The organism is Nostoc sp. DedQUE08 (assembly GCF_034530895.1).
Taxonomy (GTDB): Bacteria; Cyanobacteriota; Cyanobacteriia; order Cyanobacteriales; family Nostocaceae; genus Nostoc.
In genome coordinates this window covers 1-15,963 of sequence record NZ_JAVRCD010000031.1, presented here as the reverse complement: position 1 = coordinate 15,963, position 15,963 = coordinate 1, and the positions used below count along the sequence as shown (strand labels likewise).

Annotated in this window: 14 protein-coding genes; 8 read left to right on the top strand and 6 right to left on the bottom strand. The window is 39.8% G+C overall.

Features of this window, described 5'->3' with window-relative positions:
- Positions 1 to 271 precede the first annotated feature (271 nt).
- The gene (locus RMY64_RS20390) at positions 272 to 1,627 is read right to left on the bottom strand and encodes a hypothetical protein (protein WP_322674926.1); all 1,356 of its coding nucleotides are present in this window, start codon (positions 1,625 to 1,627) and stop codon (positions 272 to 274) included.
- A gap of 323 nt (positions 1,628 to 1,950) precedes the next feature.
- On the opposite strand from RMY64_RS20390, the gene RMY64_RS20385 reads away from it, so the two are divergent.
- Together RMY64_RS20385 and RMY64_RS20380 are read left to right on the top strand one after the other, a co-directional pair.
- Positions 1,951 to 2,508 (top strand): DUF721 domain-containing protein, encoded by a 558-nt coding sequence (locus RMY64_RS20385; RefSeq protein WP_322674927.1) that lies wholly within the window; start codon positions 1,951 to 1,953, stop codon positions 2,506 to 2,508.
- 427 nt (positions 2,509 to 2,935) lie between these two features.
- Complete coding sequence (locus RMY64_RS20380; protein WP_322683587.1) at positions 2,936 to 3,250, top strand: hypothetical protein; 315 nt, start codon at positions 2,936 to 2,938, stop codon at positions 3,248 to 3,250.
- 128 nt (positions 3,251 to 3,378) lie between these two features.
- On the opposite strand, the gene menB is transcribed toward RMY64_RS20380, so the two are convergent.
- On the bottom strand, positions 3,379 to 4,212 hold the full coding sequence (gene menB / locus RMY64_RS20375; protein WP_322690266.1) for a 1,4-dihydroxy-2-naphthoyl-CoA synthase: 834 nt from the start codon (positions 4,210 to 4,212) through the stop codon (positions 3,379 to 3,381).
- Between the two features lie 164 nt (positions 4,213 to 4,376).
- On the opposite strand from menB, the gene RMY64_RS20370 reads away from it, so the two are divergent.
- Both RMY64_RS20370 and RMY64_RS20365 read left to right on the top strand, forming a co-directional pair.
- Positions 4,377 to 5,213 carry an Rpn family recombination-promoting nuclease/putative transposase gene (locus RMY64_RS20370; protein WP_322700960.1) on the top strand — a complete coding sequence of 279 codons (837 nt, stop codon included), beginning with the start codon at positions 4,377 to 4,379 and terminating at the stop codon, positions 5,211 to 5,213.
- A gap of 172 nt (positions 5,214 to 5,385) precedes the next feature.
- Positions 5,386 to 5,526, top strand: coding sequence for a hypothetical protein (locus RMY64_RS20365; RefSeq protein WP_322700959.1), 141 nt, complete (start codon positions 5,386 to 5,388; stop codon positions 5,524 to 5,526).
- A 39-nt stretch (positions 5,527 to 5,565) separates the two neighbouring features.
- Here RMY64_RS20365 and RMY64_RS20360 read toward each other — a convergent pair whose 3' ends face one another.
- Positions 5,566 to 6,489 carry a DUF5677 domain-containing protein gene (locus RMY64_RS20360; RefSeq protein WP_322700958.1) on the bottom strand — a complete coding sequence of 308 codons (924 nt, stop codon included), beginning with the start codon at positions 6,487 to 6,489 and terminating at the stop codon, positions 5,566 to 5,568.
- A gap of 168 nt (positions 6,490 to 6,657) precedes the next feature.
- Positions 6,658 to 8,412, bottom strand: coding sequence for a 2-succinyl-5-enolpyruvyl-6-hydroxy-3-cyclohexene-1-carboxylic-acid synthase (gene menD / locus RMY64_RS20355; protein WP_322700957.1), 1,755 nt, complete (start codon positions 8,410 to 8,412; stop codon positions 6,658 to 6,660).
- Between the two features lie 167 nt (positions 8,413 to 8,579).
- Here menD and folB point away from each other — a divergent pair, with 167 nt between their 5' ends.
- From folB to RMY64_RS20340, 3 genes are all read left to right on the top strand, one after another.
- The gene (gene folB, locus RMY64_RS20350) at positions 8,580 to 8,948 is read left to right on the top strand and encodes a dihydroneopterin aldolase (RefSeq protein WP_322674934.1); all 369 of its coding nucleotides are present in this window, start codon (positions 8,580 to 8,582) and stop codon (positions 8,946 to 8,948) included.
- Between the two features lie 1,086 nt (positions 8,949 to 10,034).
- A complete protein-coding gene (locus RMY64_RS20345) occupies positions 10,035 to 11,318 on the top strand; it encodes a diguanylate cyclase domain-containing protein (protein ID WP_322700956.1) in 1,284 nt (427 codons plus the stop codon).
- A 69-nt stretch (positions 11,319 to 11,387) separates the two neighbouring features.
- A complete protein-coding gene (locus RMY64_RS20340; protein ID WP_322700955.1) occupies positions 11,388 to 11,948 on the top strand; it encodes a sugar O-acetyltransferase in 561 nt (186 codons plus the stop codon).
- A 3-nt stretch (positions 11,949 to 11,951) separates the two neighbouring features.
- On the opposite strand, the gene RMY64_RS20335 is transcribed toward RMY64_RS20340, so the two are convergent.
- Both RMY64_RS20335 and RMY64_RS20330 read right to left on the bottom strand, forming a co-directional pair.
- Entirely contained in the window at positions 11,952 to 12,332 is a 381-nt protein-coding gene (locus RMY64_RS20335; protein WP_322674937.1) for a calcium-binding protein, read from the bottom strand.
- Positions 12,333 to 12,637: 305 nt separating this feature from the next.
- Positions 12,638 to 13,633, bottom strand: a complete 996-nt coding sequence (locus RMY64_RS20330) for a DUF1517 domain-containing protein (protein WP_322683578.1) — start codon at positions 13,631 to 13,633, stop codon at positions 12,638 to 12,640.
- A 1,066-nt stretch (positions 13,634 to 14,699) separates the two neighbouring features.
- Here RMY64_RS20330 and RMY64_RS20325 point away from each other — a divergent pair.
- Positions 14,700 to 15,920, top strand: a complete 1,221-nt coding sequence (locus tag RMY64_RS20325; RefSeq protein ID WP_322674939.1) for a glycosyltransferase family 4 protein — start codon at positions 14,700 to 14,702, stop codon at positions 15,918 to 15,920.
- The last annotated feature ends 43 nt before the right edge of the window (positions 15,921 to 15,963 follow it).

The following is a 15,963-nucleotide window of genomic DNA, read 5'->3' as shown; positions in this document are numbered from 1 at the left end:
CCGTGCTGAGTAATGAATTTAGTTATAGAGTGCTGAGTGCCTAGTTAAAGTCCTGAGTATAGTAATATTTTTTGTCATAGGGTAGTTATGGAGTGCTGAGTGCCTAATAAAAGTTTTGAGTATAATATTTTTTGTTGTGGGGTCGCAAACAAACAATATTTTGTCTCTACCACTCAGCACGGGCTAAACCTTAGCTATCCGCTAACACAACTCAGCACTTATTGACTCAGGACTGTTATCTCATGGTATCGTAGATTTTTGCAATTCATAGTTACTGAACTCGTGCCTTGATTCCTTTCGCTTCTAACAGTTTCATCTGTTGTTTTACTTGCTCTTTAGTTTTAAAAGCACCCAGATAAATCAATTCTTTGTTAGGCGATAAATAAGCATCAGGAATTACCTGCCGTGCTGAGGCAAAAGCTGCGCCTTTATTATCTATCACTACATGATAAAACCCATCTGTTCCTAGTTTCATTTCTGCATCTGGCTTTGGTGAGGTTGCGATTGGCTTGGGTGAGGTTTTTGTCGGTGAAGTAGAAGGTAAAGAAAGAGGAGGCAAGGATTGTAGTCTCGGTACTGGTGCTAAGGCGATCGGGTTAGTCTGTTGGGCTGTATTGGGGTTAGACAATGCCCCTTGAGGATTTACGGGATTTTGGGGAACAACTGGATTGGGCACTACTGCGGGGGTTGGTTGGACTTTGGGTTTTAAGCCTACTACATCATTGGGATCTCTTACTTCAGGAAACTCTTCAGTAGCTAGATTGGGATATTTGGGTATAGATGTGCTTGGTGGCTGAATTTGAGGTTGGACATTACTCCCAACTTCCTCAGTATTTTCTGGTGTGGGAGAGGAGTTGCCGTTAAATAAGTTGCCTAAATTCCATTGTGGCAAGCTTTTGGGATTGAAGACTGCATAACCCAAGATCAGACTAGCCACCAATAGCAGCAACATGGAGCCAATACCCAAAGGTGATAGCAGACTGTCGCTAGAATTGCTTGGTTTCTTGGTTTCTGGTTGTTCTTCTGTCAGACTTCGCAGCAGTGCTTCACTAGATTCTAAATAGTCATCTGGGTGCTTGGGGCTATCATCTGTTTGCAAGTGATTTTCGCTTTTAGTATTTTTAACGATCGCTGGCACAATGCTGCTATTAAAGTTGGGTGGAGGTGGTGGAAGTTGAGTTTGTGTTTTAGCTGCATTGGCGGTGGAGGGCAGATTAAGATTATTCAGTTCCTCAGTTTTTGCCGTAGTTGGTGCTGGGTTCATCTCAGTATTCACAGCTACAGATGCGGGTGAGACATCAATTTTTGCCGTAGCTGGCGCTGGATTCATCTCAGGATTCACGGGTACAGATGCAGGCGATACGTTGGTTTTAATTTCCGTTGCTGATGACTGAGTTGCGCCCAATATTGTCGAAATGGTAGTTAAGGGTTGGGGTTGTTTGCTGATGTAACTTGCAACACGGGACTGCTTAGATGACACCAAACCAGTTCGCGTGCGTCGGTATCGAGCTAACTCTTGATCTAGCGGCACCTCTAAACTTGCTAGTGCTGCTGCTAGTACTGGTTTCAACCCAGGTGTTTTAGACGATTGATGAGTACTGGAGTCGTTCAGGGAGTTTTGAGTCATTGCCTTTTTGCCTCAAACGTAGATTACTGGAATCAACTTTTAGATAGATATATTTTGTGATAATAGTAGCGGAAATTATTTAAATAGATAGAGTGAGCATTGGGGAGGCAGTGCGGTCTTGGGGTCTCCCCAAGTGGAGCAACTGCCGTCATTGGATATGGGGCATTGGGCACAAGAGGCAGAGGGGCACAGGGGCAGAGGGGAAAGACTTACTGCAACTTCTCCTCGGTCACTGAGCGTAGCCGAAGTGCTGCTCCCCTGCTCCCTTGCTCCCCTGCTCCCTTGCTCCCCCACTTTCCAATCCCTACTCCCCACTTTGAATAATGTCGTTGAAATCAATTAATGATGTTTTAAGGATTCTGGAAAAGCAGTCGAAATGGCAGGAGCAACCATTTCAACGCCTGCTCAAGTGTTGGGCAGAAGTTGTTGGGCCAGTAGTTGCCGCAAATACTAGACCATTATCAATTCAGCGTGATGTTTTGTCGGTAGCAACTTCTAGTGCTGCTTGGGCGCAAAACCTGACTTTTGGTCGCACATCTCTACTTTTAAAGTTGAATAAAAAGCTGCCAACGCCTTTGGTTGATATTCGCTTCTCTACTGCTGGCTGGCAGAATCCGTTGGTGGAAAGAAAACAGCAACAAACGGTTTCGCCTCATGAGCATCCCAGTTACCTTGGTGATGAGATTAACCGCCCTGATGCTGCTATACCTACCAAGGATGTAAATGCGGCTTTTGGACATTGGACGAAGATTGTGCGATCGCGATCGCATGGCTTACCCCTTTGTCCCCAGTGTCAATCTCCCACCCCTCCCGGTGAACTCCAGCGCTGGGAAGTCTGTTCTGTCTGTGCTGCTAAACAGTTTTCAAAGCAAAATAGTTGAGCGATTATTTGTTGAGCAGAGTTTATCCTGAAATAACTTGCTGTCATTACATCAAATCTTTCTGATTCTTGAGAAAAAGTATAATTTGCCGCTAAAATATGCAAAATGTGGTATGTAAAGCAGACTATTTATGTGAAATTCTATGCCTTAAGGATGGCTTAAGGAGGAATTTAAAAGGTTGAATAAATCAAAAGCTTTACTTTTACTCTTGATCCCTAATAAGTTTTAGACGATACGTATATGTAACTGCTTTAGGAATTATTTAAATATATAACAAGATTATAAAAATATCCTGAAGTTTATTTTTTACTTGGGATCGCTGAAACCTATGGAAAATAATGACTTTTTGGCTTTTCTCTGTCTTTATATATAGAAGCAGAATATAAAGATGAAATTCAGCCAGAAACAACACTAAAGATGAATCCGAATGAAACCCATTAAAGTTTTAGCATCTGCCTGTAGATATTGTCGTCATTACCAGCCAGAAGGTCGCCGTGGTGGAACGTGCCAGCAGTTGGGCGCACCAGTTCAAGCGACTTGGAAGGCTTGCTCTTTGGCGCTTCCACCTTTTGCACCTTCTTGGGAAACCTTAGAAGATGCTTGGGGTTTACCAGATGCATCTCCAGTTTTAACATCTTGTCAATCTTTAGCTTCAGATTTCGATAATGCTGCTCTTGCCCCTCTAGAGGAAATAGCTGCCTCCATATCTGAACAGGTAAAAACTAAAGCAGTGGTTATTTAGTCATCCATTATTACTGGACTGAGTTTGTAGTCTGCTTAAAATAAGATTTGTTTTTAAGATTTTTAGTGCTGTAAAAGTTGATATCTACAAAAATCGCACCTCATTTAAGGGGAGCGATTTTTGCAATTCTAAGGTAGCCAAGGAAAAGAGCGAAAATCTGGTGGACGCTTTTCGAGAAAGGCTTGTTTGCCCTCAGTTCCTTCTTCTGTCATGTAATAAAGTAGGGTGGCATTGCCAGCGAGTTCTTGTAAACCAGCTTGTCCATCACAATCAGCGTTAAAAGCAGCTTTAAGACATCGAATTGCGATCGGACTTTTTTCTAAAATCTCTTGCGCCCATTGAATACCTTCGGCTTCTAGTTGTTCCACTGGAACGACGCAATTAATTAAACCCATTTCTAGAGCTTGTTGTGCATCATATTGGCGACAGAGAAACCAAATTTCTCTAGCTTTTTTTTGTCCCACGATGCGGGCAAGATAGCTGGCTCCAAAACCACCGTCAAAACTGCCGACTTTCGGGCCCGTCTGTCCGAAAATGGCATTATCGGCAGCGATGGTAAGGTCGCAAATTAAGTGTAGGACGTGTCCACCACCGATCGCATATCCAGCCACTAAAGCAATCACCACTTTCGGCATCGAACGAATCAGCCGTTGTAAGTCCAGCACATTCAAGCGAGGGATGCCAGTATCATCCACATAACCCGCATGTCCCCGCACGCTTTGATCGCCACCAGAACAGAAGGCATATTTACCATCAGTGTGGGGGCCATAACCAGTAAATAGAACAACACCAATAGTAGTATCTTCACGAGCATTACAGAAAGCGTCGTACAGTTCAAAGACTGTTTCAGGACGAAAGGCATTGCGTTTATGGGGACGGTTGATGGTGATTTTCGCAATGCCATCAGTTTTTTGATACAGAATATCTTCGTAGGTTTTGGCAGTTTGCCAGTTAATTTGCATTGGTATGGAGTGCGCTGTTGCTTCAAGAATTTTATCGCGGACGTAGGGACAAGCGATACCTGCGGTGGTCACTGAGCTAAGTCGAAGTGTGGGCTACGCCTACGCTAAAATTAGTGTCTCAAGCCTTTACAATCTGGTAATTGTCTGGGTGTTGAGGAATAAAAATGCGGCGCGACACCATTTTCTATAAATTATTTAAGCAATTTCCGGGTTTGCTGTTTGAATTAGTAGATGAACCACCTCCAGAAGCAGAAAGTTACCAGTTTGAATCAGTTGAAGTGAAAGAAACGGCGTTTCGGATTGATGGAGTATTTTTACCTCCGCCTGATGCAGTTTCCAAAACCGTATTTTTTGCAGAAGTGCAGTTTCAGAAGGACGAAGACTTATATCACCGCTTCTTCAGCGAATTGTTTTTGTTTCTCTACCGCAACTCTATTCGTTACGATGACTGGTTTGGTGTAATAATTTTTGCTTCTCGCAGCCTAGAACCTTCTAACTCAACAATTCACCGCGCTTTGTTGGAAAGTGGCCAAGTCAGGCGGGTTTATCTGGATGAGTTGGGGGATTTGCGAGAACAACCTTTGGGATTGGGTTTGATGTTGCTGACAAATGTTACTTCTGAAACCGAAGCAATGGAAGGGGCGCGGTTTTTGTTAGAGCAAGCACGGCAACAGTCGGAGCAAGCGATAATTGATTTAGTGACGACGATTATTGTCTACAAGTTTTCTAAGCTTAGTCGAGAGGAGATTGCAACGATGTTGGGACTGAATTTGGAAGAACCACGGGCGATTCGGGAAGCGAAGGAAGAAGGACGAGAGGAAGAAGCGCGATCGCTCATCTTAAGACTATTAAACCGACGGGTGGGTGAGTTTCCTGAGTCGCTTCAGCGCCAGATTCAAGGGTTATCGGTCGAACAGTTGGAAGCTTTAGGTGATGCTTTGTTGGATTTCTCTACTCTTGCTGATTTGGAAGGATGGTTACAAGGTGAAGTAAGCGGGTAAGTTTCACCCAGAGACGCAGAGGAGAAGAGCGATCGCACCCGTTAAAATTCTCAAAGTTACAAATCTGAGGATGGAAGACACGCGGGTATATCAGGAAGCGGTGGGAGAAAGAGTGCGATCGCTCGTTCTCTGACTGTTAAAACGACTATTTGGCGAAATTGCTGAGGAACAGTTGGAAGAGTTAGTTTTGGCGTTGTTGGAATTGAGATTGCGATCGTGGACTTGGAAGGGTGGTTACAAGGTCAACCAAGAGGGGAAATCTAACGTAGAAAAGGAGAGCGATCGCTCATTCTCCTTTGTTTTCAGTTCCTGAAGATGCAAGCAAATTTGTATATTTTGTTTGAAATATATGCTATTTTGGAATTTTTAAGAAATTAATAAACACACCTATTCCTACTCTTATATTAGAATAATCTTCTTGATTGCCAATATATTCCCGCAGTTGCGGAAAAGAATTCAATATATCTTCGATAGCTACATATAAATAAAATACTGTACAAAGTATTGTTTTGAGAATTTCTGCATAAAACTCATCTTTAAAATAGCTATAATTTGGTAGTTCAGAAATAGAGTAAGCGCTTATATGTACATAATTTGATAATAACTTATATAAATATTCATATCTATATTCTATAGTTGTCTGGGATTTTTGAAGTTCAGGTTCTTTTTCAATTAATCTCTTTAAAACGACTTCTTTATCTTTTATAAAACAGCCTTTAAAATTGATTAGTTCATTTTTGAATCCCTGAGAGAATAGAGCTTTATCCCGTAACAACTTATACTTTGTATTCTCCTGGGATATACTTTTGATTTGTTTATAAAAATTATTACTTTCAATCTGAAATTTTAATTTTTGTAATTCTTCTTCAAAAATTTTTGGTTTTTCATCTATTAACTCTTCTGCTTCCATAGATTTAAGCATTTTCTCTCGTTCAAAAATATTATATGCTTCAAATATGAGATATCTTAATTCAAATTCTGAATCATTAATATTTGCTTCAGAAGTCAAATAATAAAATACTCTATAAGCTTCAATTAAGCTTCTTGTTAAAATTGCAACAGATGGAAAATCAAAAGAAACGTTGGCATTAATACTTTGAGGCAAAATTTTAAATATTGTTTCACTTCTTAACTTCATTATATATAAAATACGAATTCTTAATTTATTTCTTGCATCTAATGTTTCTGAATCATATAAAGAATTAAAAATTTTATTAGTTATTATTAGAGTTGACTTGAAAATTTTCAAAAGCATTGGATAGTCTAATTTATACATAAATAATTTTAGTTTTTTAATAGTTTTATCTAACTATATCACTCCTAGATGAGTCGTGAAAAATATAGATAAGGAAACGAACCGCCAAAAACGCCAATGATGCAAAGAGAAGAAAGAAGAAAGAGATATGTAATTTTCACAAATGATTTAGGATTGCTATATCTTAGTTTAAATTATAATATCTGCGGCAAAGTTTTTTAAATTCTCTTGTCGCCACTTGGCATCAGCTTTGCGATTTGTCCATAACTCCAAAACCCGAATTCCTGTAGCTGGGAGCGGGTTTAATTTTTGTTGTAACTGCTGCCAAGAAGTAATGAATTCATGTTGCACATTATAAGTAGCGCACAACTGAGCAAAATCAATATCCTGGGGAGTGCCAAAAAACTCTTCAAATGGTGGCTCAAACTTGGCAATGGGTAACATTTCAAAAATTCCACCGCCATTGTTATTGATTAATACGATCGTGAGATGTCCGACAAACTTATTGCGGATTAAAAAACCATTGGTATCATGTAACAGAGCCAAATCTCCCGTTAACATCACACTACTTTGCTGGCGATGGGCAATTCCTAAAGCTGTGGATAATGTGCCATCAATACCATTTGCACCCCGGTTAAAGTACGATCGCACCCCCAAATTATTCGGTTTCCAGAAATATTCCACATCCCGCACAGGCATACTATTGGCAATAAACAAAGGCGTTTTTGGCGGTAAAATCTGAGAAATTAACCAAGCTGCTTTACTCTCAATGATTTCATCTATTTTCCCCATTGTCTGGTCAATCGCTAACCTAACCTTCGCTTCTGCATTACACCATTCCTGCACATAATCTGAGGATAAAGATAAATTTCTCTCCTCTACTTTTATTCCTTCTACAGATATTCGTAAATGCGTCGTTCTCCCGTGCAAAGGGTCGAGGTTTTGGTCGCTAGGGTCAACTACCCAGCGTCGCGGTTGAGTTGCATCTATCCAGTTACGTAGTTCTTTACTCGTAGGCATTTCACCTACCTGAATCACCATTTCCGGCGCTAGCTGCTTTGCTAGTTGCTGATTTCGCAAAATCAGGTCATAAGTGGAAATCAAATAAGGGTTGAGTTCGGCATAATTTCTGACTGGGGAGAGTCCCTCTGCTAGCACAGGCCATTTGAGAGTTTGGGAAAGGTGCGCGATCGCTCTACAATATTCCTCTGGTTGCTGTGGTTGAGCAACACCTGCGATAATAATGCCGCGATCGCATTCTTTCCATTCTTTGGGAATGGGGAATAGGGCATAGGGCATGGGGCATGGGTTTGCTATTCTTGCGAAAAAGTCTTCTGATTCTAACTGCGATCGCAAATAACTCAAGTCGGTTCCATCAGGAACAGGTGCTAAGGGATCGCGAAAGGGAATATTCAAATGTACTGGCCCCTTTGTAGGAGTTTGCGCTCTTTCCCAGCTATGAATTACTGTTTGTCGCAGGTAAGCTAGCATTCCCAGATCGGCACAGGGTAAGGCTAACTCCGTTTGCCAATTTGGGTAGTTTCCATATAATCTCAATTGATCTACAGTTTGCCCAGAGTGACAATCTCGCAATTCTGGGGGTCTATCGGTAGTTAATATCAACAATGGGACGCGACTATACGAGGCTTCAATGACTGCTGAATAAAAATTTGCTCCTGCTGTACCAGAAGTGCAAACTAGTACCACCGGGCGTCCGGTTGCTTTAGCTTGTCCCAAAGCAAAAAAGGCGGCGGAACGTTCATCAAGAATGGAAATCGCTTCAATCTCAGGTGCTTGTTGAGCAAAGGCGATCGCTAAGGGTGTAGAGCGCGATCCCGGACAAATGATGGCACAAGTCAATCCCAACCGCTTTAGCGTCTCTGTTAAAATATAAGCCCAAAGTTGATTAACATTCGTATAAGCGATCGGCATTAAATCAAACATAGCTATAAAACAATCTTAAATTTTAGATTTTGTCTAGGGAAATTCAATTTAAAATCCATCAATGCGGTGTTGGATTCCATCACCGCCACGCGAGTTTCTGGGAAAGAAAATCTCCAAGCAAACTTGCTGAACTTTCTACAAAATGCACAATTTGCTCTCAAACTTTTATGGACTGCATTCATTTAACGGGAATTCGCGGCTATGGCTACACTGGGTATCTACCAGAAGAACAGGTGCTAGGACAATGGTTTGAGGTGGATGTGAGGTTATGGTTGGATATCTCCACAGCGGCCAAGACTGACGCGATCGAAGACACTTTAGATTATCGCAGCGTCATTAGCTTGACACAACATCTGATCAAAACGTCTAAATTTGTTTTGGTGGAGAAATTGGTAACAACGATCGCAGATTCTATCCTCCAAGAGTGCGATCGTGTAACAAAAGTCCAAGTCACTCTCAGCAAACCTGCCGCACCTATTCCAGACTTTGGTGGCAGAATTAGCATTGAACTGACTAAAATCAAGTCCAACCTTTAATTCACAAAATGTGTTTTTTTGCAATATCTATCAGCCAGCAAAGAACAGGGGGTTTACGTGGAGCTTGGAAGTGTCTCACAATAAGAATCTTTCCTGCCATTGGCACCAGTACCTATTGATTAACAAAAAACTAAAAAATACCGCGAACGGCTGATGAACATTTAACTTACATATTTTTAGAGGAGAGGAATTGTGATTAAGTATTAACCAGAAGCTGTAGGGCTAGTATTTTATTTTTAAAATACGCTTAGTGGCGTGGCAAGGCTAAAATAGTGCATTAAAAATATCTCAGCTATTGATATGTCAGACACATAACTATTTTTATATTGCACATATTTAGGCTTACCATGCTATTACAATACAATAATACTGAGATTTTTTTAATTATGGTTGTTAGATGAATATTTCTAAGAAATACGAGTTTACTGTTCATTAAATATTTCAGATAGCTTAAACTCTAATCTAGAACTCCTCTGATATGATATAAAAGCTATTTGTAGGTAAAGCAGCATCAAACTTTTTAATCACAGATTAAGATTAATTATTAATAATTAAATTAATGTAGATTAATATATTACATCCAAGACACTCTAGATTTTTTTAATTATATTAAAGTAATATCCTGTGATTTTATGAAAAATTTTTCTTGATTAATTTGTATATAGATATTATACTTAGTATTTATACTTTCCCAATAGAATTATTGTATACATTTTAAAATCAGTTTTTGAGTGCTTGATAATTGCATTCTAATTTTGATTTGATGTTAGTAGCATCATATTAGCTACATAAATTAATCAAAATTAGCTTTGATAATCATATATAGCAATCCTAAATGAGATCCAAACAAATATGTTCCCTGTTAAGAGTTCCCTGTTTCCTGCCTCAAAGGGTAGTTTGTAAATCAAATAGGATTTCTATAAATTTCTGGAGATTAATAATATGATGCTATTTACTCATTAGTCAGTATTAATATCAAGTAAGAATACAGGATAGTTAGAGATTGTTTATGAGAAGATAAGCACTTTTGACTTGAGTTGACACTGACAACAAGAATCTGAACTTTAGCAAACAGGTTATCGTAACATGTTCGCCCGCAAAATCTTAATTGTTGAGGATGAAAAAAATCTAGCCTCAAATATTAGAAAAAGTTTACAAAAATTAGGTTATTTAGTATCAGAAATAACTGAATCTGGTGAGGAGGCAATAAAAAAGGTAGCAGAAAATCATCCACATTTAGTATTAATTGATATCTGTCTAGCTGGAGAAATAGACGGTTTCCACGTAGCTGATATTATTCAGAATCACTTTCATGTGCCTGTAGTATATCTAACGGAGTATTCGGAATATAAAAGATTACATAAAAATCAGCTAAGTGAGCCTTTTAGTTACATAGCCAAACCATTTATTGAAAGTGATTTACATTTTGTGATTGAAATGACACTGTACAAACATCAGAGCAAAAAAATATTATACGAAGAAAAACAGAGGTTGATGGCAATTATTAATAGTATGGGCTGTGCGGTGATTGTTACCTATGCAAATGGTTGTATTGAAATGATGAATCCCATAGCAGAACTAATCACTGGTTGGAAGCAAAGTGAAGCGTTGGGGAAAGATTTAATAGAAGTCGTTAACTTAGTTAATAAAGATGTAGGAGAAAAAATTGAAAATGTAGCTACTTATGTAATCGAAGCAGGTGAAATTTTCAATTTACCAGAAAACTGTACATTGATTACTAAAGATGGTAAAGAAATAGCGATTGGAGATAATGTTGCACCTATCCGCGATCGAGATGGCAATATTACTGGCGCGGTTTTAGTGTTTCAAGACATCACTAAACGTAAGCAGACAGAGGCACAACTGATCCGCAATGCATTTTATGATGGGCTAACAGAATTACCGAATCGTGTTTTATTTTTAGATCGGCTCAGACAAACTATTGAACGTAGCAAACGCAGAAGCGACTATTATTTTGCAGTTTTATTTTTAGATTTAGATGGCTTCAAAGAGATTAACGATCGCTTTGGGCATGGAATAGGGGATGATTTTTTAGTAGCGATCGCTAGACGTTTAGAGTCATGCTTACGTAGTGGCGACACTGTAGCACGATTTGGTGGTGATGAGTTTACTGTTCTTTTGGAGGATATCAAAGACATTACCGACGCTACCAATGTTGCCAAACGTATTCAAGACTCGTTAAGATTGCCAGTTAACCTGAATGGATATCAATTATCTGCTACGGCTAGCATTGGTATTACTTGGAATTTTAGTAATTATGAGGAGCCTGCAACTCTACTACGGGATGCTGATATTGCGATGTACCAAGCTAAACGGCAGGGAAAAGCTACTTATGCCATATTTAGTTAAGAATGGAATATGCTAATCTAGGCGCTACTAAGGTTATGGTATACAACCGAGAAGCCATATAATTCTGTCATGGAAAAAACCGAAAAACAGAAAATGCTTGCAGGCGAATTATATCTGGCCGAAGATCCAGAATTGGCTGCCGACATGAAGCGAGCCAGTCGTCTGTTGCGAAGATACAATTCTACAACCGAAGAACAGCAAGAGCAACGGCAGCAAATTTTGCAAGAATTATTTGGAAAAATCGGTCAAAAAGCAGCAATTGTGCCACCCTTTCACTGTGACTATGGCAGTAATATTTTTGCTGGCGACAAATTGTATATGAACTATGGCTGTGTAATTTTAGACTGTAATCCAGTTCACATTGGTGAAAATGTTTTATGCGCTCCTTATGTGCAAATTTATACCGCTTATCATCCTGTAGAGCCAGAAATTCGTCTTTCTGGTAGAGAATTAGCTGCCCCAATTAACATTGGTAATAATGTCTGGATTGGTGGCAATGCAATTATTTGTCCAGGTGTAACTATTGGTGATAACACAACAATTGGTGCTGGTAGTGTAGTTGTCAAAGATATACCTGAGAATGTTGTCGCTGCTGGCAATCCCTGCCGCGTTATTCGGTATTTATCCTAGAGTTTAAAATTTATAACCTCTAGCAATCCAATAGAGCCAGTCAGCGATCGCGTCTTGAGTTTCACTGTCAGCATCAATGGCTGCTATTTCAGATAATTTTGCAGAATATACATCATCATCCTTACCATTAATATAAGCCACTTCTACATACATATCTTTCAAGCACTCATCATCTGGGGCCATTCCCAGTACTTCCACTTGTTTCTCCTCGACAGCACCTGATTTGCGTCCCTTCTTAGTCCATGTAGCCATAAAGGGAAAATTCAGAGTCTCTTCAAGGTAGTAGTACCAACCCATAGCTCGGTCTTCTTTGTCTTCAGCATCTACAACAATCTCTGTTTTAATGCGATGCTCTCGGTTTTCGTCGGCTTCAACACTAGGCATAAGATAACACTTTGCGTATAATTCATTTTGATAATACTACCAAAATGTTTCTAAAATCATACTTAAATATATCTATGATGTCCGCTTAATTACTTATTAACCTCCCAAAACCCCACCCTTTAATCCCCTCTTTGCAAACTCTTAGGGGTGGGTGGGCTGAAATGGCTGTGGGAATCATAACTAATTATCTGTAAATGATATAAACTCTACAAAAAACCGCTTGTCATTGACAAGCGGTTTTCTAGTTATTGTTCTTAAGGGGAACTTATTCGTTGCACTAAGATAGATGCAAAATTTTTCAGAAATTAAACAAGTCTCAAATCTGGATAATTTGCTAACACATCATCAGATGTGAGGGTATCATTTTCAGCTTGAGGAGTCCAAAGAACTTCAATTGCTAGAAGCTTGTCGCTAGGGATACTACCAATTTGCCGTAAAGCTTGACGCAAATCATCAGCACTATTGATAGCTGTGGGGATGTCAAACTTACCTAGTGTCGCCGCCAGCAAGGTGACAACAATGTATTCGCCAGGGCCTTCGGTAAATAGACGCGTGGGGTTGTCGAGTTCGCCAGCCGGAGGTAAAGCATCTTTGGCAAGAGCTGCTCTTAGCTGGTTGTTGACATTAGAAAGAGTTTCTTCGCTAAACTTGCTGCGTTCTGCCAGTGACAGTCGATTAAACTGACTTTCAGCTGAATTTAAACTGGCTTGTTGAGTGCCACCACCTGCATATACAAAGTATTCCGGATGGCGAAGTAAAGCTAGACTGGCTTCTTGGAGAATTTCTGCTCTGCCTTCGGGAGTGTTAGTATCAGCAGTTTCAGCAATGTGGTTGAGTTCATTTTGCAATTCACGGGCTTGAGCTAACAAACCTACTTGCAAACGAGTTACAGAAACAGGAGAGTTACTGCTGTAATCTGCTTCTGGTGTTTCACCGCTAGAGACGCGGCGGAAAGTTTGCAATAAGAAATTAGCGATCGCAAAGAAAATTAAGATGCTAAACAGACCACCAAATCCTCCGCCAATACCCCAGAAGGGAAGTAGGAAGGGAAAGCCAAAGCCACCACCAAAGCCACCACCGTAACCACCCCCAGGATAGTATCCGCCTCCGCCAGGAGGTGCATAGGTGCGCGGTGTATAGGTGCGGCTAGAAGGCGCTCTAAAGGAGCCACCACCGATACGACCCCCACTGCGGGCTGCTAACGCGCCGTCAGCGTGACCAAGAGCCAAAGCTAACACCAAGCTTAGGGCTAAGAAGGTTTTTAACAGCGGTTTGATGGTTTGTTGTAGTTTTTTACGCATAAGACAATCGCTTGAAAAACGAAATTATTATTTATCATTTCTCCCGATGGTGGGAGCAGTCTTGCAGGATGTTGCTAACGCTAGCCCGTAACAAGCAAGTTTGTAGCATTCACGTAGTATTACCTTTTCGAGGCTACATATTCAATTTACCGCGTCTTATCTTGGGTAAGTAGCGATCGCAGGGGGGATTTCTCGACTGGGGAACCGTACCGGAAGACATGTTTATCCTCACAGAAATTGCGATGTCTATGATGCGCTACGTCTACGGGCAATGGTTTGCTATGCCTCGGACTAGTTTCAGACTACAGTTTTGAATTATACAGATGATTTTAATTTTTAGTGATTATTTTGACTAATTTTTTAATCCTTCACTGAATAAGTAGTACTACTTCTGAACTTATTACAGGATTTACGCAACTGGCATATCATCTTATTTTCAGTTCGTAGTGTTCGCGTAGCGTCTCGCAGAGAGGACTAAAGTCTTCAAAATAAGGGCTAGAGCCGCTTACTACAAACTACAAATCCGATTTTTTTGTGACTTGCGTAAGTCCTATTATTACTCAATATTTAGCACGGGCAAAACGCCTAGCTCCCACCAACAGCACTCATTAATACATTTAGAGGCTGATAATTTACGTGTACGTAGAAAGATAATAAGTGTCTGTAATCCTTATAAATAATTTTTCACAATAGACATAATGTTGCAACTAAGTAGCTATAAAAATTTTGGCATTTTGGCACATCTACTTTAAGTGTTTAGGATATTTTATTGAACGTAGCTAAATTTCGGAATTTTCACAGCAGATGTTTACTGAGCATTTTCGCTACAAGTGTTAGCTTTGATTTTTTGTTCATTATGCACAGAAACTCTCAAAGAATGAGAAATTTGCAACAAAAATAAAATCAACACAACAAAAAAACAATCTTTTTGGCTAATCTTCTAAAATAGGCTTCAAATTTGTCTACCAAATTCGTTTTAAAAGAAATAAAATAATAATGATGGCTTTGAAAGTAATTCTAATTGTAAATATTAAAAACTATTTGAAATATAGTCATCAATTTTATTATGGAACATATTTCTCAACTAACAGCCGAAATCAGAGATAAAGCTGCATACCCAGATATCCTAGTCATATCCCGGATCTTTCTGCCGAAAGAAGCTGTAATTGGGGAATATATCTACAATCGTTGTCTGCAAGATCCAGAACGAATAATTGTACTGGCAGCTAGTTGCTCGGGAGATCGAGTATTTGATAAGAGTCAACAGTTTCCTGTGTATCGCTGGTATTATCCTAAATATTGGCGTAGTGGCTATGTGGGAAATATCCTCAAACCTTTGGTCAATATCGTCTGCTCATTTGTCCTAGCAATTAAACTCTATTTTCGCTATCACTATCGTTATATAGAGTGGGGCCACGGCTATGATTTTCCTTCACTGTTGCTATTGAGCTATTTGTTACCTATTCGCTTTTTTATCTATCTGCACGGCAACGATCTTCTTTGCACTTTACACAATCCCGTGCTGCGATCGCTATTTAAATTAACACTTCATAGAGCCGAAGGCATTGTTTGTAACAGTTCTTATACAAGAGATTACCTCAGAACTGCTTTCCGATTAAATACTCCTACCCACGTCATTAACCCCGTAATCAGACCAGAAAAATTTGGTAATAATGTAGCCAGTCCCAGTAGCCTTGATGATTTACGGGTTCGCGTGCGTCAGGCATACAACATTCCTGATTCAGCAATAGTGATTCTCTCCATCGGCAGACTAGTAAAACATAAAGGTTTCGACCGAGTAATTGATAACATCCCAATATTGCTAACTTTTGGGGTTGATGTCCACTATATACTCTGCGGGCAAGGGCCAACTGAGTCAGAACTGAAATCTCTAGCGCATCGTTTGCGAGTAGATAAGCGCGTCCACTTTGCCGGATATGTGCCAGAGCGAGAATTAGCAGGTTATTATGCAGCTTGCGACATATTTGCCATGCTGACTTTATCAGATACTAAACCTAATAATATGGAAGGTTTTGGTATGGCTTATTTAGAAGCAAGTTACTTCGGTAAGCCGATAATTGCCCCTCGTTTAGGTGGTGTTCTAGATACAGTTCAGCATGAAGAAAATGGGATACTCGTTAATCCCAATTCTGGTTATGAAGTTTTTCAAGCTTTCAATCGGTTGTGCAAAGACCAACAACTACGCGAGCAACTCGGTCGTAAAGGTAAAGAATTAGCCAAGCGTAAAACTCTCCATCGCTCGCTTTATAAAGCAGGCGTTGCATAAATGCGGGATGAATCATGGAAACACGGGTATTTCTCTATACTTA